This window comes from Streptomyces sp. NPDC057010, from assembly GCF_042673805.1.
GTDB lineage: Bacteria > Actinomycetota > Actinomycetes > Streptomycetales > Streptomycetaceae > Streptomyces.
Window position 1 is genome coordinate 15,255 of sequence record NZ_JBHUSC010000062.1, and the last position, 21,155, is coordinate 36,409.

Below are 21,155 nucleotides of genomic sequence, written 5' to 3' on the forward strand. Positions count from 1 at the left end.
TCAACTCCGCGCGGGACTCCATCCCCTGGCGGGGCGTCAGTGTTCGATGCCGTCCTGGAGCTTCTGGCCCTTGAGCAGGAACCAGGCGGCCGCGGCGGTGGCCAGCAGGACGGCCGCGCCGACGCCGCAGGCGAGCCGCAGGCCGTCGACGAAGGCCTCCTGGGCGGCGTCGACCATCACCCGGGCGGTGTCCGGGTCGAGGCCCTTGGCCGCCTCCAGCGCGCCGCCCAGTGATTCGTGCGCGGCATCGGCGACGGGGCCGGGCACGGTGGCCGGGGCGGTGAAGCTCTGGTAGGCGCCGGTGACGACGGAGCCGAGCAGGGCGATGCCGAGGGCGGCGCCGAGTTCGTACGCGGTCTCGGAGACGGCGGAGGCCGAACCGGCCTGCTCCTTGGGGACGCTGGAGAGGATGACGTCGGCGGTGACGGTGAAGGAGAAGCCGGCGCCGAGTCCGACGACGAGCAGGGCCGCGCCGAGCAGCGGGTAGCCGCTCTCCTTGTGGATCAGCGTCAGGGCGCCCAGCGCGAGGCCGATGGCCGCCAGGCCGAAGGCCACGATGGAGCGTACCGAGTAGCGGCGGGCGTACCGGCCGGCGAGCAGGCCGGTGACCACGGCGCCGACGGCGGCGGGTATTTCGGCGAGGCCCGCCCGGAGCGGCTCGTAGCCCTGGACCAGCTGGAGGAACTGGGAGAGGAAGAAGACCAGTCCGGACAGGCCGAAGACGGTGAGCAGGTCGGCGAAGACGGCGCCGGAGAAGCCGCGGTGGCGGAAGAGCCGGATGTCGAGCAGCGGGGCGGTGAGCGTGAACTGGCGGCGCACGAAGGCGTACAGGGCTCCCGCGCCGAGCACGGTGGCGGCCCAGACCTCCCAGGTGGGGCCGTGGGTGGCGAGTTCCTTGACGGCGTAGACGACGCCGATGACACCGCCGAGCGACAGGCCCACGCTGACCAGGTCCCAGGGTCCGGCGACCGGGTTCCTGGACTCGGGCAGCAGCTTGATGCCGACGAGGACGAGGACGGCCATCACGGGCAGGTTGATGAGGAAGACCGAGCCCCAGTAGAAGTGCTGGAGCAGGGCTCCGCCGAGGACCGGGCCGATGGCCGCGCCGGCGGAGGCGGTGGCGCCCCAGATGCCGATGGCGAGGCTGCGCTCCTTGGGGTCGTGGAAGATGTTCCGGATCAGCGCGAGGGTGGAGGGCATCAGGGTGGCGCCGGCCACGCCGAGCAGGGCCCGGGCGACGATCATCATCTCGGGGCTGGTGGCGTAGGCGTTGAGGACGGAGACGGCACCGAAGGCGGCGGCGCCGCCCAGGAGCAGCTTCTTGCGGCCGATGCGGTCGCCGAGGCTGCCCATCGACACCAGGAGTCCGGCGATGACGAAGGAGTAGATGTCGCCGATCCACAGCAGCTGGGTGCCGGACGGCTTGAGGTCCTCGCTGAGGGAGGGGGTGGCGAGCCCGAGGACGGTGGCGTCCACCGCGACCAGCAGCACGGCCAGGACGAGCACGGAGAGCGCGAGCCAGCGGCCCGGGCTCTTCCCCTCCGCCCCCTTCTGCCGGTTCAGCTGTTCGGTACGGCTCATCACTCCACACTCCGTCGTGCGCCACCGAGCAGCAGCTCGATGATCATGTACTGGAAGTCCTTGGCGGCGACCCGGCCGTCCATCACGGCCCAGGCACAGGTGCCGATGAGGCCGTAGAGGGCCTCCGTGAGCCATGCGGCGCTCAGGTCGATCCGGATGTGGCCCTCGTCCTGGCCGCGCCGGAAGAGCGCGCCGACGCGGGCGTCGAGGCGGGCCCATCCCTCGTTGACCTGGTCGCCCTCGAAGAGCTGGTTCTCGGTGACGAGGAAGGCCAGCAGCTGGGCGTTGGGCTCCGTTTCGGCGACGAGCCGCCGGAGTGCCTCGACCGCCGTGCCCTCGTCGAGGCGGGCGTTGTCGAAGGCCACCTCGAACTCCCGGATGCCGAGTTCTTCGAGGGCCCGTACGAGGGCGTCGCGCCCGGCGAAGTGCCGGTGCAGGGTCGCGCGCCCGATTCCGGCGGCGCGGGCCACCTCGTCCATCGTGGCGGTCGACTTGCGGGAAAGCAGGGCGGCCGCGTCGCGGAGCACCTGGTCACGATCCATGGCCATGAGACAAGCATAACCCGAATGAGACATTGACGTCTCATTCGATCGGTAAATGAGCTGCCGGACGGGCAGCGGAAAAGGAACCCTCAGCCCATGAAGCCACTGCTGCTGATCGACGTCGACGGCCCCCTGAACCCGTACGCGGCCCAGGCCCAGCGCCGCCCCGAGGGCTACACCACCCACCGGATGCGGCCCACCGGCTGGACGGACGGCAAGCCGCTGCGGGTCTGGCTGAATCCCGGCCACGGCGAGGAGCTGCTCGCGCTGGCGGATGCGTACGAGCTCGTCTGGGCCACCACCTGGAAGGACGAGGCGAACGACTGGATAGGCCCGGTCCTGGGGCTGCCGCGGCTGCCCTTCATCGACTGGCCGGTGATGCACGGCCGGGCACCGCGCGGGACGTTCTGGAAGACGCAGTACGTCCTCGAATACGCGGGCGCGCGGCCCTTCGCCTGGATCGACGACGACATCACGTCCATGGACCACGAGTACGTCGACCAGCGCCACCCGGCGCACGCGCTGCTGATGTACGTCGACGAGCGGATCGGGCTGACCCGGCCGGACTTCGACGCGCTGGCCGACTGGGCGGCGTAAACGACCGGAGGGGCGGCCGGGGCACCCAGGCCCCGGCCCCGCCCCCCCCTCCGGGCGGTTCGGCTACTGCTTGTGGGCCGCCCAGGCGTGCTGGATGACCAGGTCCGCCTTCAGCTCGGTCAGCTGGACCGCGACCGCCGAGGGGGCGGTGCCGCCGCGGCCGTTGCGGGAGGCCAGGGCGCCGGGCACATTGAGGACGGTGCGGACCTCGGGGGTCAGGTGCTCCGAGATCTTCGCGAACTGCTCGTCCGTCAGCTCGTCGAGCTCGATGCCGAGGCCCTCGCACTCCTTGACGCACTCGCCGGCCACCTCGTGCGCCACCCGGAAGGGCACGCCCTGCTTGACCAGCCACTCCGCGATGTCGGTGGCCAGCGAGAAGCCCGCCGGAGCCAGCTCCTCCATCCGCTCCCGGTTGACCGTGAGGGTGGCCATCATGCCGGTGAAGGCCGGCAGCAGGACCTCGAGGGTGTCGCAGGAGTCGAAGACCGGCTCCTTGTCCTCCTGGAGGTCCCGGTTGTAGGCGAGCGGCAGGGCCTTGAGCGTGGCCATGAGCCCCGTCAGGTTGCCGATGAGGCGGCCCGACTTGCCGCGCGCCAGCTCGGCGATGTCAGGGTTCTTCTTCTGCGGCATGATCGACGAGCCGGTGGAGAAGGCGTCGTGCAGGGTCACGAAGGAGAACTCCTTCGTGTTCCAGATGATGATCTCCTCCGCGATCCGGGACAGGTTGATCCCGATCATCGCGGTGATGAAGGCGAACTCGGCGACGAAGTCGCGCGAGGCCGTGCCGTCGATCGAGTTGCCGACCGAGCCGCGCTCGAAGCCGAGGTCGGCGGCGACCGCCTCCGGGTCCAGGCCCAGCGAGGAGCCGGCGAGGGCGCCCGAGCCGTACGGGGAGACCGCGGTCCGGGTGTCCCACTGGCGCAGCCGCTCGGCGTCCCGGGACAGGGACTGCACGTGGGCCAGCACGTGGTGGGCGAAGAGCACCGGCTGCGCGTGCTGGAGGTGGGTCCGGCCCGGCATCGCCACGTCCGCGTGGCTCTCGGCGAGGCCGACCAGCGCGTCCTGGAGGTCGGCGACCAGTCCGCCGATGATCCGGGCGTGGTCGCGCAGGTACATCCGGAAGAGCGTGGCGACCTGGTCGTTGCGGGACCGGCCGGCGCGCAGCTTGCCGCCGAGCTCGGCGCCGAGGCGCTCCAGCAGGCCCCGCTCCAGGGCGGTGTGGACGTCCTCGTCGGCGATGGTGCCCGTGAAGGAGCCGTCGGCGACGTCGGCTTCGAGCCGGTCGAGGCCGTCGATCATGCGCTCCAGCTCGTCGGCCGTCAGCAGACCCGCCTTGTTCAGGACGCGTGCATGGGCACGCGAGCCGGCGATGTCGTACGGCGCGAGGCGCCAGTCGAAGTGGACCGACGCGGAGAGCTTCGCGAGGGCCTCGGCGGGGCCGTCGGCGAAGCGGCCGCCCCAAAGCCGGACGTCACCGTTGTTGCTGCTCACAGCTACTGCTCCTCAAGACTGCATGGCTTCGGGTGTGCAACGGCCTCCCCGCCGCGGAGGTAACGGGGAGGCCGTCTCGGTCGGTGCCTGGTCGGACGGAAGGACGCACGGCTCTACATCCACCAGCAGGCATAACTATGCGCTACTCCGTATGTTTCGTCAATCGACACCCTGTGGGGGCCCGCGACCAGGGCCTATATGGGGAGCGCCACGCCACGGCCGCGGCCTACGATCGGCGCTCCGCACCGGAGGGAGAGGGAGCATGGGAGCAGCGCTCCAGCAGCAGAGGGAAGAGGGCCGGGCCGCGGCGGCGGGGCTGCTGCGCGGCGGGCGCGCGGGAATCGGCGGGGTCCGCCTCCCCGTCCTGCCCGTGTCCTGGCTCGCCTTCGACTCGGAGCTCCGGCGCGGCAACGCGTCCGGGCCCCCGGAGCCCCGCGGCGCCGCCCGGATCGAGGTCCGGCTCTGCCACCCCGACGGCCGGATCCGCGAGGCCGCGCTCCGCGCCCCGCGCCCGCCGCTCCCGCTCGTCGCGATCCGGTGCGCCGACTGGGTCCCGGCGGTGCGCGAGCGCGCCCGGCGGGTGCTGGCCGAGGCACTGGCCGCCGACCCCGCGCGCACGCTGATCGAGCTCACCGCGCTGGTCCTGCTGCTGTCCCGGCGCGAGCACGGCGTCTGGGCGCGCGACCTGTTCGCGGCCGCCCTCCGCGCCGAGGAGCCGGTGCTCGCCCCCTGGTGGCGCCCCGCGCGTCCGGCGTCGTGGTGGCGCGCGGCCCGGCCCGCGGTCACCATGACCGGCGAGGAGCCCGACACCGTCCTGGCGTGGCTGTGCCTCGCCGGCGACCCGCCGACCCGGCGGTTCGCCGCCCGTATCACCCTGGACGCCGGGCTGTTCGGCGTGCGCAAGCTCGCCCGGCGGGCCGCGGCCGAGCAGGATCCGGCGACGGCCGGGCTGTGGACGGACGCGGCCATGGCCGCCCTCGCCGCCGACGGGCCGGACGACGAGGCCGTCGACGCCCTGCTGGGCGGGCACCTCCCGGCGGTGCGGGCCGCCGGGGTCACCGCCCTGCGCCGGGCCGGCCGGGGCGGCGAGGCGGGCGGCCACCTGGTGGACCGCTCCGGCCTGGTCCGGGCGTGCGCCCGGTGGCTGGTCCGGCAGGAGGGCGGGGATCCGTACGCCCACTACCGCGCCCTGGTGACGGACCCGGACCGCGTCACCCGGTACGCCGTCGCGGGCTTCGCCGAGTGCGCCGGGCCCCAGGACGCGCCGCTGCTGCGCGCGCTGCTGGAGCGCCCCGGTCGGGGCGGCGACTCCGTGCGGGCCGCCGCCGTCGCCGGGCTGCGCGCACTGGGCGCCACCGACGCGGCGCTGCTGCTGCCGCTGCTGGAGGACCCGTCGCCCGCGGTGGCCCGGCAGGCCTCGCTGAGCCTGGCCGCGTACCGGGTGCTGCACGCGGGGGGTGGAGCCGCCGGACCGCGTCCACCGCTCGGAATTCGCCACCCGGCATCCGACTCTGTCGGATAATCATCCACATGGGAAAGCTTCACGAACGCATAGACGGCCGACTGCGCAAGTTCATCGAGGAACAGCCGGTCTTCTTCACGGCCACCGCCCCGCTCGCGGGTGACGGTCACGTCAACCTGTCCCCCAAGGGCCGCGCCGGCACCCTCGTCGTCATCGACGAGCAGACGCTCGCCTACCTGGACTTCGGGGGCAGCGGCGCCGAGACCATCGCCCACGTCCGCGAGAACGGCCGGATCACGCTCATGTGGTGCGCCTTCAGCGGCCCGCCGAACATCGTGCGCATCCACGGCGACGGCGAGGCCGTCTTCCGCGACGACCCCCGCTGGGCCGAGCTGATCGGGCTGTTCGGCGACGCCGACGGGCCCGCCGCCCGGGCGATCATCCTCGTCCACGCCCGGCGGATCGCCGACGTGTGCGGGTACGCCGTCCCCTTGATGGAGTACCAGGGCGAACGCACCCTCCACGCGGAGTACTTCGGCCGCAAGACGGACGAGGAGTTCGGGGAGTACTGCGAGAAGAAGGACTTCATCGGGGCGAGCCTCGACGGCCTGCCTGCGCTGCCCCTGCCCCTTCCGCCCCGTACCGTCTGACATGTGCTGCGTACCGCTCTCGTCACCGGCTCACTGATCGTCACCGCGCTGCTCCCGCAGGGCCCCTGGAGCCACCACCCGCTGCCCGCCCGCCTCGCCGACACCGGCGGCGGCAGCCAGCTCATCACGGCGGTCGCCCCCGCCCCCGGTTCCACCACCGGCCGCCTGACGTGGTGGGACCGGCGGGCGGGGCTCTGGTTCGAGGCCGGGAGCGCGGAGGCCCGCTTCGGGGCGAACGGCCTGACCGAGGGCGCGACCCGTACGCAGGGCACCAACACCACGCCGACGGGCCTGTACGACCTGCCGTACGCCTTCGGGATCCGGCGCGCGCCGGCCGGGACGGAGTACCGCTACCGGCGGGTGACCGGCGGGTCGTGGTGGTGCCAGGACAACGCGTCGGCGGCCTACAACCGCTGGGTGGAGCCGCTGCCGGCGGACTGCGCGCCGGGCGAGGCGGAGCACCTGGTGGCGTACGAGTCGCAGTACGCGCACGCGCTGGTCATCGGCTTCAACTACGCCGAGCCCGTGCGCGGCCGGGGCGCGGGCATCTTCCTGCACGTCAACGGCAGGGGGGCGACGGCCGGTTGCGTGTCCGTCCCGAGGCGGGCCATGCGGGAGATCCTGCGCTGGGCCAACCCGCGCCGCCACCCCCACATCGCCATCGGCACCGAGTCCGGGGCCCTGGCCGTCACCCGGTACTAGCCCTCTTTCTGGGCCAGCCGCAGCAGGTGGTCGGCGAGGGCCTGGCCGCCCGAGGGGTCGCGGCTGATCAGCATCAGCGTGTCGTCGCCCGCGATCGTGCCGAGGATCTCCCGCAGTTCGGCCTGGTCGATGGCCGAGGCGAGGAACTGGGCCGCACCGGGCGGGGTGCGCAGGACCACGAGGTTCGCGGAGGCCTCCGCCGAGATCAGCAGCTCCCCGGAGAGGCGCCGCATGCGCTCCTCCTTCGCCGACTCCCCCAGCGGGGCCTGCGGGGTGCGGAAGCCGCCCTCGCTGGGCACCGCGTAGATGAGCTCGCCGCCGGTGTTGCGGATCTTCACCGCGCCCAGCTCGTCGAGGTCCCGGGAGAGCGTCGCCTGGGTGACGCTCAGCCCGTCGTCGGCGAGCAGCTTGGCCAGCTGGCTCTGGGAGCGGACCGGCTGCCGGTTGAGGATGTCCACGATCCGGCGGTGGCGGGCGGTGCGGGTCTGCGGTACGGCCGGGCCGCCGTGCTCGTTGTCCTGCGCCTGACTCATCGTCGTCTCATTCTCCGGATCGGTCCCCGTTGGCTGCGTCGAGGATGCCGGGCAGCGCCTGGAGGAACGCGTCCACCTCGGCCTCGGACAGTACGTAGGGGGGCATGAGCCGTACGACGTCGGGGGCGGGCGCGTTGACCAGGAAGCCGGCGTCCTGAGCCGCCTGCTGCACCTGGGGTGCGAGGGGCTCGGTCAGCACGATACCCAGCAGCAGACCGGCCCCGCGGACGTGGGATACCAGCCCATGGCCGGAACCTTCGATTCCGGCGCGCAGCCGCTCGCCGCGTGCCTTGACCCGGTCGAGCAGGCCGTCGGCGGCGATCGTGTCGATCACGGCGAGGCCGGCGGCGCAGGCGACCGGGTTCCCGCCGAAGGTGGTGCCGTGCTGGCCCGGCTGGAGCAGGTCGGCGGCCGGGCCGAAGGCGGCCACGGCGCCGATCGGCAGACCGCCGCCGAGCCCCTTGGCGAGGGTGACCAGGTCGGGCTCCACGCCCTCGTGGGCCTGGTGCTCGAACCACTGGCCGCAGCGGCCGATGCCGGTCTGCACCTCGTCGAGGACGAGCAGCGCGCCCTTGGCCCGGGTGATCTCGCGGGCGGCCGTCAGGTATCCGGCGGGCGGGACGACGACACCGTTCTCGCCCTGGATCGGCTCGATGATCACAAAGGCCGTCTCCTCGGTGACGGCGGCCCGCAGGGCCTCCACGTCGCCGTAGGGGACGTGCGTGACGTCGCCGGGCAGGGGCAGGAAGGGGTCCTGCTTCTTCGGCTGGCCGGTGAGCGCGAGGGCGCCCATGGTCCGGCCGTGGAAACCGCCGCCGGTGGACACCATGTGGCTCCGCCCGGTCAGCCGGCCGATCTTGAAGGCGGCTTCGACGGCCTCGGCGCCGGAGTTGCAGAAGAAGACCTTGCCGGGGCGGCCGAAGAGCTGGAGCAGCCGCTCGCCGAGCGCGATGACCGGCTCGGAGGCGAAGAGGTTGGAGACGTGGCCGAGCCGGGAGATCTGGCCGGTGACGGCCTCGACGATCGCCGGGTGGGCGTGGCCGAGGGCGTTGACCGCGATGCCGCCGACGAAGTCGGTGTACTGCCTGCCGTCCGCGTCCCAGACCTGGGCGCCCGCGCCGCGTACGAGCGCCAGCGCCGGGGTGCCGTAGTTGTTGGTCAGCGCACCCTGCCAGCGGGTGCGGTACTCCTCGTTGCCGTGGCCGGTGGTCACCGGGGCTCCCCTCCCTGTGCGTCGGGCACGACCATCGTGCCGATTCCCTCGTCCGTGAAGATCTCCAGCAGGATCGAGTGCTGGACCCGCCCGTCGATCACGCGGGCGGTGCTGACGCCGCCGCGCACGGCGTGCAGGCAGCCCTGCATCTTGGGCACCATGCCGCTGGACAGCTCCGGCAGCAGCTTCTCCAGCTCGCTGACGGTGAGCCGGCTGATGACCTCGTCGCTGTTGGGCCAGTCCGCGTAGAGGCCCTCGACGTCGGTGAGGACCATCAGCGTCTCGGCGCCGAGGGCGGCGGCGAGGGCCGCGGCCGCTGTGTCGGCGTTGACGTTGTACACGTGGTGGTCGTCGGCGCTGCGCGCGATGGAGGAGATGACCGGGATCCGGCCGTCCGCCAGCAGCGCCTCGATCGCGCCGGTGTCGATGGCGGTGATCTCGCCGACCCGCCCGATGTCGACCAGCTCGCCCTCGATCTCGGGGGTGTGCCGGGTGGCGGTGATGGTGTGCGCGTCCTCGCCGGTCATGCCGACGGCGAGCGGTCCGTGCTGGTTCAGCAGCCCGACCAGCTCGCGCTGGACCTGGCCCGCCAGGACCATCCGTACGACGTCCATGGCCTCGGGGGTCGTGACGCGCAGGCCCGCCTTGAACTCGCTGACCAGGCCCTCTTTGTCGAGCTGGGCGTTGATCTGGGGGCCGCCGCCGTGCACGACGACGGGCTTGAGGCCGGCCTGGCGCAGGAAGGCCACGTCCTGGGCGAAGGCGGCCTTGAGGTCCTCGTCGATCATGGCGTTGCCGCCGAACTTGATGACGATGATCTTGCCGTTGTGGCGGGTGAGCCAGGGCAGCGCCTCGATGAGGATCTCGGCCTTGGGCAGCGCGGTGTGCTTCCTCGCCGTACTCATGAGCTGTACGCGCTGTTCTCGTGGACGTACTCGGCGGTGAGGTCGTTGGTCCAGATCACGGCCGACTCCGCGCCGGTGGACAGGTCCGCGGTGATGCGGACCTCGCGGTCCTTCATGGTGACCAGGTCGCGGTCCTCGCCGACCGAGCCGTTCTTGCAGACCCAGACGCCGTTGATGGCGACGTTGAGCCGGTCCGGGTCGAAGGCGGCCTTGGTGGTGCCGATCGCGGACAGCACCCGGCCCCAGTTGGGGTCCTCGCCGTGGATGGCGCACTTGAGCAGGTTGTTGCGGGCGATGGACCGGCCGACCTCGACCGCGTCGTCCTCGCTCGCCGCGCCGATGACCTCGATGCGGATGTCCTTGCCGGCGCCCTCGGCGTCGCCGATCAGCTGGCGGGCCAGGTCGTCGCAGACGGTCCGTACGGCCTCGGCGAACTCCTCGTAGGCCGGGACCTGGCCGGAGGCCCCGGAGGCGAGCAGCAGCACGGTGTCGTTGGTGGACATGCAGCCGTCGGAGTCGACCCGGTCGAAGGTGGTGCGGGTGGCCGCGCGCAGCGCCTTGTCGAGGGTGGAGCCGTCCAGGTCGGCGTCGGTGGTGAGGACGACGAGCATGGTGGCCAGGCCGGGGGCGAGCATGCCCGCGCCCTTGGCCATGCCGCCGACGGTCCAGCCGCCCTGGGAGACGGTGGCCGTCTTGTGCACGGTGTCGGTGGTCTTGATGGCGATGGCGGCGGCCTCGCCGCCGTCCGCGGAGAGGGCGGCGGCCGCGGTCTCGATGCCGGGCAGCAGCTTGTCCATCGGGAGCAGGACGCCGATCAGGCCGGTGGAGGCGACCGCGATCTCGCCGGCGTTGAACTCGCCGCCGAGGGTGGCCGCGACCTTCTCGGCGGTGGCGTGGGTGTCCTGGAAGCCCTTGGGGCCGGTGCAGGCGTTGGCGCCGCCGGAGTTCAGGACCACCGCGCTGACGGAGCCGCCGCGCAGGACCTGCTCGGACCAGTGCACGGGCGCGGCCTTGACGCGGTTGGAGGTGAAAACGCCCGCGGCGGCCAGACGCGGCCCGTTGTTGACCACGAGGGCCAGGTCGGGGTTGCCGTTTGCCTTGATTCCGGCGGCGATGCCCGCCGCCGTGAATCCCTGTGCTGCCGTGACGCTCACGGTGCCACTCCGATCGTGGAAAGCCCGAGCTGCTCGGGGAGCCCGAGGGCGATGTTCATGCTCTGCACCGCGCCGCCGGCGGTGCCCTTGGTCAGGTTGTCGATGGCGCTGATGGCGATGATCCGCCGGGCGGACTCGTCGTAGGCGACCTGGACCTGGACGACGTTGGAACCCTGGACGGACTTGGTGGTGGGCCACCGCCCCTCGGGCAGGAGCTGCACGAAGGGCTCCTCCGCGTAGGCCTTCTCGTAGGCGGCGCGGAGCGATTCCGCGGTGGTGCCGGGGAGGGCCTTGGCGGAGCAGGTGGCGAGGATGCCGCGCGCCATGGGCACGAGGGTGGGGGTGAAGGAGACGGAGACCCGCTCCCCGGCCAGCGGGGTCAGGTTCTGCACCATCTCGGGGGTGTGCCGGTGCGCGCCGCCCACCCCGTAGGGGGTGACCGTGCCCATCACCTCGGAGCCGAGCAGGTTCGTCTTGAGCGCCTTGCCCGCGCCGGAGGTGCCGGTGGCGGCGACGATCACGGCCTCGGGCTCGGCGAGCCGCGCCTGGTAGGCGGGGAACAGCGCGAGCGAGACGGCGGTGGGGAAGCAGCCGGGCACGGCGACGCGCCTGGAGCCGGCGAGGGCGGCGCGGGCGCCGGGGAGCTCGGGCAGGCCGTAGGGCCAGGTCCCGGCGTGGGTGCCGCCGTAGAAGGCGTCCCAGTCGGACGGGTCCTTGAGCCGGTGGTCGGCGCCCATGTCGATGACGAGGACGTCCTCGCCGAGCTGGGCGGCGACGGCGGCGGACTGGCCGTGCGGGAGCGCGAGGAAAACGACGTCGTGGCCGGCGAGGACCTCGGGCGTGGTCGCCTCCAGGGTCCGCCCCGCGAGCGGCCCGAGGTGCGGCTGCAGGTTGCCGAAGAGCTCTCCGGCGTTGGAGTGGCCGGTCAGCGCGCCGATCTCCACCTCGGGGTGGGCGAGCAGCAGGCGCAGGACTTCACCGCCCGCGTATCCACTCGCTCCGGCCACCGCTACACGTACCACCATCGGACCCTCCTCCTCGATGGCATGACTATACGTATCGCCGCAGTTTTATGCAAAGCTCTTCCGCGGCTGCGCGGCCCCCGAACCCGACTGTTCCCATCCTCCCTCTCCCCGCTCGGGACGGAGGGATGTCACGTCAGCGGATGCCGTACCCAGACGTTCGGCTCCACGTAGACCGCGTAGCCCTGGTCCGGGTCGCAGTGGACGGGGGTCAGGGCGCCCGGGACGTGGACCGGGCCCGGGGTGGTGAAGGGGAGGCCGGTCCACCCGCGCCATTCGGCGAGCGTGGCGGTGATCGTCATCGAGAGCGGGGCCACCGAGTCGATCGCGCCGCCCGCGCGGACGTGGACGCGCAGCCACGGGTCGTACGGGAGGCCGTCCTCGCGGGTGCGGTACGCGTACTCGTGGATGGAGGTGTCCGGTTCGGCCGGTTTCCCGCTGGGGCGGACCGGGGCCACGACCTCGGTGAACCCGCGGGCCCGGGCGTTGTCCCGCATCGCGGCGAGCATCCGCCCCGAGAGGCCCTCGCCCTGCCGGCCGGTGGCGACGCTGATCTCGATCGCGCTCACCGTGTCGGGCCGCACCCCGCGCCGCAGGTCGGAGAAGGCCCACATCAGGACCCGGTCCCAGCCCTGTGCGGGCAGCACCCCGTCGCGGCCGGGCGCGTGCTGCGCGAAGGGCACGCTGAAGCCCCGGGCGACCACCGCGTCCCCGTCCGTGGCGATGAGGACGTACTCCGGCAGCTCGGCCACCATCCGCGGGTACAGCAGCCAGCCCAGCGCGTCGTGCGCGGCGAAGGCGGGCCAGGAGTCCTTCATGTCCCAGAGGCGGTCGGCCAGTTCGGGCCGCTGTGCGAGCGTGGTGATCAGGATCCCGGTCATGGCCGCAGGCTAGGCGGGGTGCCGGGGGGCCTCAACCGCTTTACACCGGGGCCTGCAGGGAGAGGTGCCAGCGCCCGGACCAGCCCGTCAGGGTCATCGTCGACAGCGGCCGGACCTCCACGTTCCAGTAGGTCAGCGGCGGCGCCTTCAGCGCGTAGACGAGGGCCGCCCGGACCACCGAGGGCTCGGCCACGGCGACGATGGCGCCCCCGTCGTCCGCCGGCCTGGTGTCGAGCCAGCCGCCGATCCGGGAGATGAAGGCGAGCAGGGACTCGCCACCGTGCGGGGCCGCGCACGGGTCCCTGAGCCACAGGTCCACCGCCCCCGGCTCGTACGCGGTCACCTCGGCCAGGGTCAGCCCCCGCCAGCGGCCCATGTCGCAGTCGCGCAGCGCGGGCTGGGCGAGGGGCGCGTACCCGAGGGCCTCGCCGGTGGCCCGGCTGCGCGGGGTGGGCGAGCAGTAGCGCAGCTCGGCCGCGCCGAGCTCGACCAGTGCGCGCGCGGCGGACTCCACCGCCCGCCGGCCCGCCCCGTCCAGCGGCCGGTCGTCGTCGAAGCGCTCGGCGAGCAGCGAGGAACCACGGGCTGCGGCGACGAGCGAAACCCGAACATGCATGCGGCGATGGTGGGCCGCGCGCAGCACGGGGTCAAGCGTCTGGACCGACCCCGCCCGCGAGGGCTCCCCGCATCCGCTGGACGGCCTCGACCAGCTCACCGGGGCCCGACACCCCGGCGAAGCTCATCCGGACGTACGGCCCCGGCGGTTCCGCGCAGAAGTACGGGCGGCCGGGCGCGACCGCGACCCCGGCGCGCAGGGCCGTGGCCGCGAAGGCCGCGTCGTCCCCCGGACCCTCCGGCCGCACCCACAACTGGTAGCCGCCGGAGGGCAGATGGGGCAGTTCCAGGGCGGGCAGCTCCCGCCTCAGGGCTCCCGCGAGCACGTCCCGCCGGTGCCGCAGCTCGGCGGCCACGGTCCGCAGGTGGCGCGGCCAGGCCGGCGCGCCGACCAGTTCCAGGGCGGCTTCCTGGAGCGGCCGGGGCACGAAGAAGCTGTCCACGACCTGGATGGCGCGCAGCCGGTCCACGACCGGGCCCCGGGCGGCCAGGGCACCCACCCGCAGGCTGGCCGAGGTGGCCTTGGTCAGCGAGCGCAGGTGCACGACCACTCCGTCGGGGTCCTCGGCGGCCAGCGTCGCCGGCAGCGGCCCGGCGTCCTCGTGGGCCAGGGCCCGGGCGTAGTCGTCCTCGACGACGAAGGCCCCGGCGGCCCGCGCGATCCGCAGCACCTCGGCCCGCCGCTCGGGAGCCAGTACCGCACCGGTCGGGTTCTGGAACAGCGGCTGGCATACGAAGACCCGTGCCCCGGTGGCTTCGAAGGCGGCGGCGAGCAGCTCCGGCCGGACCCCTTCGGCGTCCACCGGCACCGGCACGGGCCGGCATCCGGAGGCGCGGGCGATGGCGAGGAGCCCCGGGTAGGTCGGCGACTCCACCAGGATCGGCGCCCCCGGCGGCGCGAGCGCCCGCAGGGCGGTGGCCAGCGCGCTCTGTCCGCCCGCGGTGACCAGGACGTCGGCGGCGACCACGGCCCCGCCGATCTCCCGGGCGAACCAGTCGCGCAGCTCCGGCAGCCCCTCGACGGGCGGCCGCCCCCAGGCCCCGGGCCGCCGCCCGGCCCGGGCCAGCGCGGCCGCCATGGCCCGCTCGGGCTGGAGGGAGGGGTGCAGGTAACCGCCGTTGAGCTCGATCACCCCGGAGGGCGGCAGCGTCAGCGAGCCCATCACCCCGGTGGCGTCCACCGAGCGCGGGACCACCTCCCCGACGGCCTCGGCGCTGAGGGCGACCTCCTGCCAGGAGGTGTCCCCGGAGGCGGGCGCCGACGCACGCGGGCGGGCGCGGAAGACCCCGGCGCCGGGCCGGGTCACGACGAGGCCTTCGGCGGCGAGCTGCGCGAGGGCCCGGGAGACGGTGACCGGGCTGACGCGGTAGTGCTCGACGAGGGCCCGGCTCGACGGGAGCTTTCCACCCACCGAGTAGCGGTTGAGTTCGGACCTCAGGGATTCCGCCAGTTCGGCCACGCTGCTACGCTCGTACATGACAGCACAGAATAGCGCTACTCTCCGGACCACGATAGCGGTTGACGGCTCTTCGAGCCCCTCGGGCGCTCCTGCCGCTGCGACCCGCACCCGGGGCACCCTGCTCGCCGCGCTCGGCGTCGTCGCCTTCTCCCTGACCTTCCCCTCCACCGCCTGGGGCCTGGAGAGCTTCGGCCCCTGGTCGCTCGTCGCCCTGCGCAGCGTCCTCGCCGCCCTCATCGCCGGCGGCTTCCTGCTGGCCCTGCGGGTCCCGCTGCCCGGCCGTGAGCACTGGGCGGGCCTGGCTGTCGTCGCGGCCGGTGTGGTCGTCGGGTTCCCGCTGCTCACCACCCTCGCGCTGACCACCTCCACCACCTCCCACGCCGCCGTCGTGGTCGGCCTGCTCCCGCTGACCACGGCCGCGCTCTCCGCGCTGCGCACCGGAGCCCGCCCCTCGCGCCGCTTCTGGGCCGCAGCGCTCGCCGGGGCCGCCGTGGTCCTCGGCTTCACCGTCGCGCAGAGCGGCGGCTCCCTCTCGGCCGGCGACGCCTACCTCTTCGCCGCCCTGCTGGTGTGCGCCGCCGGATACACCGAGGGCGGGCGCCTGGCCCGGATCCTGCCCGGCTGGCAGGTGGTCGGCTGGGCGCTGGTGCTGTGCCTGCCGATCAGCCTCGCGGGCTCCGCGCTCGGGCTCACGTACGAGCCGGTCCACCTGACCGGCCACGGGCTGGCGGGCCTGGTGTGGGCGGCCGCCGGGTCCACCTTCCTCGGCCTGTACGTCTGGTACCGCGGCATGGCCGAGATCGGCGCCCCGCGCGCCAGCCAGCTCCAGCTCGCCCAGCCGCTGCTGACCCTGGTGTGGTCGGTGGCCCTGCTCGGGGAGCACCTGTCCCCCGCCGCACCGGCGGCCGCCTGCGCCGTCCTGGTCTGCATCGCAGTGACCCAACGGGTCAAATAGCGGTAGAACGACCTAAACTGCAATCACCGGATCGGACCGCCACCGAGGAGGTCAGTTATGCGCGCGACCGAGGGCGACCAGCTGGTGCAGCACGGCAGGATCGTGGGCCAGCACGACAGGGTGGGCGAGATCGTCGAGGTGCTGGGCGAGAACGGCGCGCCCCCGTACCGGGTGCACTTCCCGGACGGGCACGATGCCGTGATGTCGCCCGGCCCCGACTGCGTGGTACGCCACCCGGCCGAGCCCGAAGCCAAGCCCCAGACCTGGCGCTGATCAACGCGGGGGCACCGCCGTCGGATAGTGGTCGGCGACGACCCTGGACATCGCCCCGTTGGGATCCGCGGCCACCTGCTTCGCGGAGAAGTAGGAATGGCCGCGGACCTCCGGGTACTGGCGGGCCAGCCGCACGTGCCGGGACAGCTCGGCGGGATCGCGCCACGCGGCGGTCGGGCTGTTCGCGTCGCAGCGGTACAGCGCCTCCCCCACGTACAGCTGCACGCCCGTGCCCGCGACCGTCCGCGCCCACCACGGGACGATGTCGGCGTAGTCGGCGGTCGGGTGTCCGATCTGCCAGTAGGCCTGCGGCACGACGTAGTCGATCCAGCCCTCCCTGACCCACTTGCGGGTGTCCGCGTACAGGTCGTCGTACGTCCCCAGGCCGGCCCGCGTGGGTGAACCGGTCGGATCCTTGTCGGAGTTGCGCCACACCGCGAACGGGCTGATCCCGAAGCGGGCCGTGGGCCGGGCCTTGCGCAGCCGCTCCGACATCTCGCGGACGAGGGTGTCGGTGTTGTCGCGGCGCCAGTCGGCGCGGCTGTCGAAGTCGCCGCCGTACTCCTCGTAGGCCTCGTCGTCGTCGAAGTCCTCGCCGTCCACCGGGTACGGGTAGAAGTAGTCGTCCCAGTGCACCCCGTCCAGCGCGTAGCGGGACACCGCGTCGAACATGGCGTCCTGGACGAAGCGCCGCACCTCGGGCAGGCCGGGGTTGTAGAACAGCTTCCCGCCGTACTCGACGGTCCAGCCGGGGTTGAGCCGCGCCGGGTGCTCGGACGCCAGCAGGTCGAGGTCGGTGTGGTTGGCCACCCGGTACGGATTGAACCAGGCGTGCAGCTCCAGCCCGCGGGCGTGCGCTTCGGTGACGGCCGTGCCCAGCGGGTCCCAGCCGGGATCCACCCCCTGCTCCCCGGTCAGCCACTGCGACCAGGGCTCCAGCTTCGAGGGCCACAGCGCGTCGGCCGCGGGCCGGACCTGCAGGATCACCGCGTTGAGCCGGCGCTTCACCGCGCTGTCGAGGAGCGCGAGCAGCTCCGCGCGCTGCTCCCGGGCCGGCAGCCCGCTCTCGGAGGGCCAGTCGACGTTCGACACGGAGGCGATCCACATCCCCCGGAACTCGGCGGCCGCCGCCTTCCGGGAGGGTCCCGGCACCTCCCGCTCCCGGGCCTGCCCGGAGCGCTGCGCCGCCCGCGCCGCACCCGCCCCGCCCGCGGTGACCGCGGTCAGCGCCCCCGCGGCACCCGCCAGCAGCCCCCGCCGTCCGATGTGCGCCATGTGACCACTCCCTCTCTCTGCGTGACACGACCCCGAGAGTTGACAGCATGCCCGCCCCGGCCGGCCACGGAGGTCAAGGTCGGGGGTAACGTCGGGGGGCGTGGCGGGCGCCGGAATCGCACGGGGGACCCGCCTACGGATGAGCAGCGAAAGGCACGAAGTGACTGACCTCCCTTCCGACATCACCCGAGTCGGCGTAGTGGGCTGCGGCCAGATGGGCGCGGGCATCGCGGAGGTGTGCGCCCGCAGCGGTCTTGAGGTGAAGGTCGCCGAGACCACCGGCGAGGCCCTGGAGATCGGGCGCACCCGGCTGCACAACTCCCTGACGAAGGCCGCCGAACGCGGCAAGATCACGGAGGAGGAGCGGGACGCCACCCTGGCCCGCCTCAGCTTCACCACCGACCTCGGCGAATTCGCCGACCGCGACCTCGTCATCGAGGCGGTCGTCGAGAACGAGCAGGTCAAGACGGAGATCTTCCAGGTCCTCGACCAGGTGATCACCCGCCCGGACGCGATCCTCGCCTCCAACACCTCCTCGATCCCGCTGGTCAAGCTGGCCGTCGCGACCTCGCGGCCCGACCAGGTCATCGGCATCCACTTCTTCAACCCGGCCCCGGTGCAGAAGCTCGTCGAGCTGATCCCGGCGCTGACCACGGGCGAGGAGACCGTCAAGCGGGCCGAGGCCCTGGTGCGGGACGTGCTGGGCAAGCACGCGGTCCGCGCCCAGGACCGGTCCGGCTTCGTCGTCAACGCGCTCCTGGTCCCCTACCTGCTCTCGGCGATCCGGATGTTCGAGTCCGGCATCGCGAGCCGCGAGGACATCGACAACGGCATGGAGCTGGGCTGCGCCCACCCGATGGGCCCGCTGAAGCTGTCCGACCTGATCGGCCTGGACACCATCGTCTCGATCGCCGACTCGATGTACGCCGAGTACAAGGAGCCGCTGTACGCCGCTCCCCCGCTGCTCCAGCGGATGGTCGACGCGGGCCGCCTCGGCCGCAAGACGGGCTCGGGCTTCTACCCGTACGGCTGACGGTCGGCCCGTACGGGCAGCCGCTAGCCGAGCCGCAAGTGGTGCAGCAGGAGCAGCCCGGCCGCCATGTTGGCGGCCGGGATCTCCCCGCGCGCGATCATGTCCGGTACGAGTTTGAGCGGGACCCATTCGCGGCGTGAGGACTCGAAGTCGTCCTCGGGGTGACCGACGTAGGTGGCCCCGTCCGCCCAGTAGAGGTGGTGGCGGGCGTCGGTCAGCCCGTTGGAGGGCTCGACGGTCATCAGGTGGTGGAGCGGGCCGGGCCGCCAGCCCGACTCCTCCTCCATCTCCCGCGCGGCGGCCGTCTCGACGGACTCCCCGTCCTCGACGACCCCGGCGGGCAGTTCCCAGCCCCAGCTGCCGGTGATGAAGCGGTGGCGCCACAGCAGCAGCACCTCGTTGGCCTCGTTGACGGCCGTGGCGACGGCGACCGGGCGCAGCCGGATCACGAAGTGGTCCAGGTGCCGGCCGTCGGGGAGTTCCACGTCGGCGAGATTCACGTCGAACCAGCGGTTCTTGTACACGGTCTGCTCACTCAGGTTCATCCATTGCACGGCTGTGCCACCTTCCGATCGGGTTGGTGGCAACATGGCAGCAGTTCGAACCGTCACAGGGGAACGCGCAGCGCCCCGTCGATGAGCCGGGCGGTCTCCTCCGCGCCCGAACAACCGCTGGTCAGCAGCTGTTCGCGGACCGCCCTCAAGCGGTCGCGCAGGCGCAGCGACTCCATCCCCTTGGCCCGCTCGGCCATTTCGGCCGCGGCCGCCACCGCCCGGTCCGCCTCGCCCTGACGCAACTGGATCTCGCACAGCATCGCGAGGCGGTGCACCCGGCCCCGGTCGTGCGCGGGGGTGCCGACGGCGGCGGTCGCCTGCTCGTGGGCCGCCGCGAGGTCCCCGAGGCTGAGCAGGGCCTCCGCGACCTGGACGTTGACCAGCCCGGGCTGTACGTAGCCGGTCTCGTCCGGTTCGGTGCCCGGGTGGATCCGCTCGGCGGCCTCCTCGGCGTGCCGGATGCAGGTCAACGCGGCGCGGGTGTCGCCGAGTTGGGCGTACGCCTTGGCCTGCATCGCGTAGAGGTCGGCGGCCAGGGCCGGGGTGGTGTGCCGGCCGGCGGCGCGCAGCGCGGCCTCGGCGAAGGCGACGGCCTGGCGGTACTCGCGCAGGTGCAGGGACTGGTTGACGATCAGCGCGATGACGTACGCCCCGAGCCCGCGGTCGCCGCTCGCCTTGGCCAGCCGCAGGGCCTGGTGGAAGTAGCGCTGCGCGAGGCCGTGGGCGTCCGAGTCGTACGCGCAGATCCCCGCCACCGCCACGAGGGACCCGGTGGCCCGGTGCAGCCGGCGGCCGAGTGCGTCGGGGTAGCTGCCGCGCAGCATGGGGGCCGTCTCGCTGCCGAGGAAGCGCACGATCCGGTCCCGGGTGGCGACCCCGCCGGCCCGCCGGTACATCAGCTCGTAGTGGGCGCGGGCGGCCCGCAGGATCTCGATGTGCTCGGGCCCGATCCGGTCCGGGCCGTCCCGGGAGACGTCGGCGTCCTCGGGCGGGTTCTCCCACTCCCAGACCGGGATGACGGCGGGCGTGCCGGTGACCGCCTGCGCGGTGAGCAGTTGGGGCCTGGCCTGCCCGTCGGAACGCCACAGGGCGGCGGCCCGGTCCACGAAGCCGCTGAGCGGCGAGGCCTGCGGGGACACCGGCAGGCCGGGCACGCCGAGCCCGATGTCGTCCAGCCCGAGGGGCCGCCGCAGCCGGCCGCCGAGCACCTCGCAGATCAGGTCGGGGACCTGGCCGCGGGGGCGCTGGCCCTTCAACCACCGGGCGACGGCGGTGCGTTCGTAGCGCAGGGCGAGTCCGCGGGTGCGGCCCGCCTGGTTCACGTACGCGGCGAGTCCGGCGTGTGACATGCCCGCCTCGGCGAGGAGGGCGTCGAGCAGGACATTGGGCTGCATGGGCCGCTCCAAGGGCTCGTCGGTCTCAGGCTAATGGGTGCGCGCTTCACACGGGGTGTGAACCGTGTACGCGCATAAATGCGATACGCACTCTGCCGCCGGGGGTGCCGGGGGCGCTTCACTTAAGGGCCTCGCCAAGAGGCAGCTCGGGTCGTCGGCTCCCCCTCGTACAGTGCGACGACCCGTCACCGCGCCGCCCGTTCTGCTGTCTGCCCGACACTCCACGGCAGGCGGGCGGCGTGTTCCGGCTCCGCCGGGGCCCCCGGTTGGTCGCCGGGCCCGGCGGGGCCGGCCTGGCGGTCAGGAACGGTCGTCGCGGAGCACCAGCAGGGCGACATCGTCGGCGAGCCGCCCGCCGGTGTGCCGGAGCAGGGCCGCGTGCACGCCCGCGACCAGCCGCGCGGGCGTTCGCGGGGCCTCTGCGAGGACGCTCCGCAGGGGGAAGAACGCGCCCACGGCGTCGCGGGCCTCCTCGGCGCCGTCGGTGTACAGGAACAGGATGTCCCCGGGCCGCAGTTCCCCGACGCGGTCGGGCTCGGCGTCCGCCGGAGCGGGCAGCACCCCGAGCGGCGGCATCGTCTCGCCCTCCAGCGCCTGCACGTGCGCGGTCCGCTGCGCGGGGCCTCCCCCACCCCGCCCCTTCCCGGCGTGCCGAATATGCGGCTCCGCCGCGGGGTGGGCTCCGCCCCCGGACCCCCGCGCCTCAAACGCCGGCAGGGCTGAATTTGCCTCCGGCGGCGCCTCAAACGCCGGCGGGGCTGGATTTTTTGCCTCCGGCGGAGCTGACATTGCCGCTGCGCGGCAATCGTGCCCGCTGGGCGGCACTGTTGAGCGCAGCTCGGCCACATCCAGCCTCGCCGGCG

Annotated in this window: 22 protein-coding genes; 7 read left to right on the forward strand and 15 right to left on the reverse strand. The window is 73.3% G+C overall.

Annotation, left to right across the window (positions count from 1 at the left end):
- Positions 1-36 precede the first annotated feature (36 nt).
- Both ACFTXQ_RS32100 and ACFTXQ_RS32105 read right to left on the reverse strand, forming a co-directional pair.
- Positions 37-1,581 (reverse strand): MFS transporter, encoded by a 1,545-nt coding sequence (locus tag ACFTXQ_RS32100; RefSeq protein WP_382647754.1) that lies wholly within the window; start codon positions 1,579-1,581, stop codon positions 37-39.
- Entirely contained in the window at positions 1,581-2,129 is a 549-nt protein-coding gene (locus tag ACFTXQ_RS32105; RefSeq protein WP_382647757.1) for a TetR/AcrR family transcriptional regulator, read from the reverse strand. The genes ACFTXQ_RS32100 and ACFTXQ_RS32105 overlap by 1 nt, the downstream gene beginning before the upstream one ends.
- 90 nt (positions 2,130-2,219) lie before the next feature.
- On the opposite strand from ACFTXQ_RS32105, the gene ACFTXQ_RS32110 reads away from it, so the two are divergent.
- Complete coding sequence (locus tag ACFTXQ_RS32110) at positions 2,220-2,720, forward strand: HAD domain-containing protein (protein ID WP_382647760.1); 501 nt, start codon at positions 2,220-2,222, stop codon at positions 2,718-2,720.
- A 63-nt stretch (positions 2,721-2,783) separates the two neighbouring features.
- On the opposite strand, the gene argH is transcribed toward ACFTXQ_RS32110, so the two are convergent.
- Positions 2,784-4,211 (reverse strand): argininosuccinate lyase, encoded by a 1,428-nt coding sequence (gene argH, locus ACFTXQ_RS32115; RefSeq protein WP_382647763.1) that lies wholly within the window; start codon positions 4,209-4,211, stop codon positions 2,784-2,786.
- Between the two features lie 262 nt (positions 4,212-4,473).
- On the opposite strand from argH, the gene ACFTXQ_RS32120 reads away from it, so the two are divergent.
- The 3 genes from ACFTXQ_RS32120 to ACFTXQ_RS32130 are packed head-to-tail and all read left to right on the forward strand — an operon-like array spanning position 4,474 to position 7,025.
- Positions 4,474-5,733 carry a hypothetical protein gene (locus ACFTXQ_RS32120; RefSeq protein WP_382647766.1) on the forward strand — a complete coding sequence of 420 codons (1,260 nt, stop codon included), beginning with the start codon at positions 4,474-4,476 and terminating at the stop codon, positions 5,731-5,733.
- Between the two features lie 8 nt (positions 5,734-5,741).
- A complete protein-coding gene (locus tag ACFTXQ_RS32125) occupies positions 5,742-6,323 on the forward strand; it encodes a pyridoxamine 5'-phosphate oxidase family protein (protein ID WP_382647769.1) in 582 nt (193 codons plus the stop codon).
- Between the two features lie 6 nt (positions 6,324-6,329).
- On the forward strand, positions 6,330-7,025 hold the full coding sequence (locus tag ACFTXQ_RS32130) for a L,D-transpeptidase (protein ID WP_382647810.1): 696 nt from the start codon (positions 6,330-6,332) through the stop codon (positions 7,023-7,025).
- Here the strand turns inward: ACFTXQ_RS32130 and ACFTXQ_RS32135 are convergent.
- The 8 genes from ACFTXQ_RS32135 to ACFTXQ_RS32170 all read right to left on the reverse strand — a co-directional run bounded on the left by ACFTXQ_RS32135 (position 7,022) and on the right by ACFTXQ_RS32170 (position 14,826).
- Complete coding sequence (locus tag ACFTXQ_RS32135) at positions 7,022-7,558, reverse strand: arginine repressor (protein WP_382647772.1); 537 nt, start codon at positions 7,556-7,558, stop codon at positions 7,022-7,024. The genes ACFTXQ_RS32130 and ACFTXQ_RS32135 overlap by 4 nt on opposite strands.
- Before the next feature lie 7 nt (positions 7,559-7,565).
- Positions 7,566-8,771, reverse strand: a complete 1,206-nt coding sequence (locus ACFTXQ_RS32140) for an acetylornithine transaminase (RefSeq protein ID WP_382647775.1) — start codon at positions 8,769-8,771, stop codon at positions 7,566-7,568.
- Positions 8,768-9,676, reverse strand: a complete 909-nt coding sequence (gene argB / locus ACFTXQ_RS32145) for an acetylglutamate kinase (protein WP_382647777.1) — start codon at positions 9,674-9,676, stop codon at positions 8,768-8,770. Before argB ends, ACFTXQ_RS32140 begins: the two co-directional genes overlap by 4 nt.
- Positions 9,673-10,830: a bifunctional glutamate N-acetyltransferase/amino-acid acetyltransferase ArgJ gene (gene argJ / locus ACFTXQ_RS32150; protein WP_382647780.1), complete on the reverse strand. Its 1,158-nt coding sequence runs from the start codon at positions 10,828-10,830 to the stop codon at positions 9,673-9,675. The genes argB and argJ overlap by 4 nt, the downstream gene beginning before the upstream one ends.
- The gene (gene argC, locus ACFTXQ_RS32155; protein ID WP_382647783.1) at positions 10,827-11,855 is read right to left on the reverse strand and encodes an N-acetyl-gamma-glutamyl-phosphate reductase; all 1,029 of its coding nucleotides are present in this window, start codon (positions 11,853-11,855) and stop codon (positions 10,827-10,829) included. The genes argJ and argC overlap by 4 nt, the downstream gene beginning before the upstream one ends.
- 128 nt (positions 11,856-11,983) lie before the next feature.
- Positions 11,984-12,733 carry an N-acetyltransferase gene (locus ACFTXQ_RS32160; protein WP_382647786.1) on the reverse strand — a complete coding sequence of 250 codons (750 nt, stop codon included), beginning with the start codon at positions 12,731-12,733 and terminating at the stop codon, positions 11,984-11,986.
- A 40-nt stretch (positions 12,734-12,773) separates the two neighbouring features.
- Positions 12,774-13,349, reverse strand: coding sequence for a histidine phosphatase family protein (locus tag ACFTXQ_RS32165; RefSeq protein ID WP_382647789.1), 576 nt, complete (start codon positions 13,347-13,349; stop codon positions 12,774-12,776).
- Positions 13,350-13,380: 31 nt separating this feature from the next.
- On the reverse strand, positions 13,381-14,826 hold the full coding sequence (locus tag ACFTXQ_RS32170) for a PLP-dependent aminotransferase family protein (protein WP_382647792.1): 1,446 nt from the start codon (positions 14,824-14,826) through the stop codon (positions 13,381-13,383).
- On the opposite strand from ACFTXQ_RS32170, the gene ACFTXQ_RS32175 reads away from it, so the two are divergent.
- Together ACFTXQ_RS32175 and ACFTXQ_RS32180 are read left to right on the forward strand one after the other, a co-directional pair.
- On the forward strand, positions 14,825-15,763 hold the full coding sequence (locus ACFTXQ_RS32175) for a DMT family transporter (RefSeq protein ID WP_382647795.1): 939 nt from the start codon (positions 14,825-14,827) through the stop codon (positions 15,761-15,763). The genes ACFTXQ_RS32170 and ACFTXQ_RS32175 overlap by 2 nt on opposite strands.
- A gap of 57 nt (positions 15,764-15,820) precedes the next feature.
- Positions 15,821-16,036 (forward strand): DUF1918 domain-containing protein, encoded by a 216-nt coding sequence (locus ACFTXQ_RS32180; RefSeq protein ID WP_382647797.1) that lies wholly within the window; start codon positions 15,821-15,823, stop codon positions 16,034-16,036.
- Here the strand turns inward: ACFTXQ_RS32180 and ACFTXQ_RS32185 are convergent, their stop codons facing one another.
- Positions 16,037-17,311, reverse strand: a complete 1,275-nt coding sequence (locus tag ACFTXQ_RS32185) for a glycoside hydrolase family 10 protein (protein ID WP_382647800.1) — start codon at positions 17,309-17,311, stop codon at positions 16,037-16,039.
- Between the two features lie 139 nt (positions 17,312-17,450).
- Here ACFTXQ_RS32185 and ACFTXQ_RS32190 point away from each other — a divergent pair, with 139 nt between their 5' ends.
- Entirely contained in the window at positions 17,451-18,344 is an 894-nt protein-coding gene (locus ACFTXQ_RS32190; RefSeq protein ID WP_382647803.1) for a 3-hydroxybutyryl-CoA dehydrogenase, read from the forward strand.
- A gap of 23 nt (positions 18,345-18,367) precedes the next feature.
- Here the strand turns inward: ACFTXQ_RS32190 and ACFTXQ_RS32195 are convergent, their stop codons facing one another.
- The 3 genes from ACFTXQ_RS32195 to ACFTXQ_RS32205 form a co-directional block, all read right to left on the reverse strand.
- Entirely contained in the window at positions 18,368-18,889 is a 522-nt protein-coding gene (locus tag ACFTXQ_RS32195; RefSeq protein WP_382647813.1) for an NUDIX hydrolase, read from the reverse strand.
- 62 nt (positions 18,890-18,951) lie between these two features.
- A complete protein-coding gene (locus ACFTXQ_RS32200; RefSeq protein ID WP_382647805.1) occupies positions 18,952-20,292 on the reverse strand; it encodes a transcriptional regulator in 1,341 nt (446 codons plus the stop codon).
- A 300-nt stretch (positions 20,293-20,592) separates the two neighbouring features.
- Complete coding sequence (locus tag ACFTXQ_RS32205) at positions 20,593-20,892, reverse strand: SpoIIE family protein phosphatase (RefSeq protein ID WP_382647807.1); 300 nt, start codon at positions 20,890-20,892, stop codon at positions 20,593-20,595.
- Between the last annotated feature and the right edge of the window lie 263 nt (positions 20,893-21,155).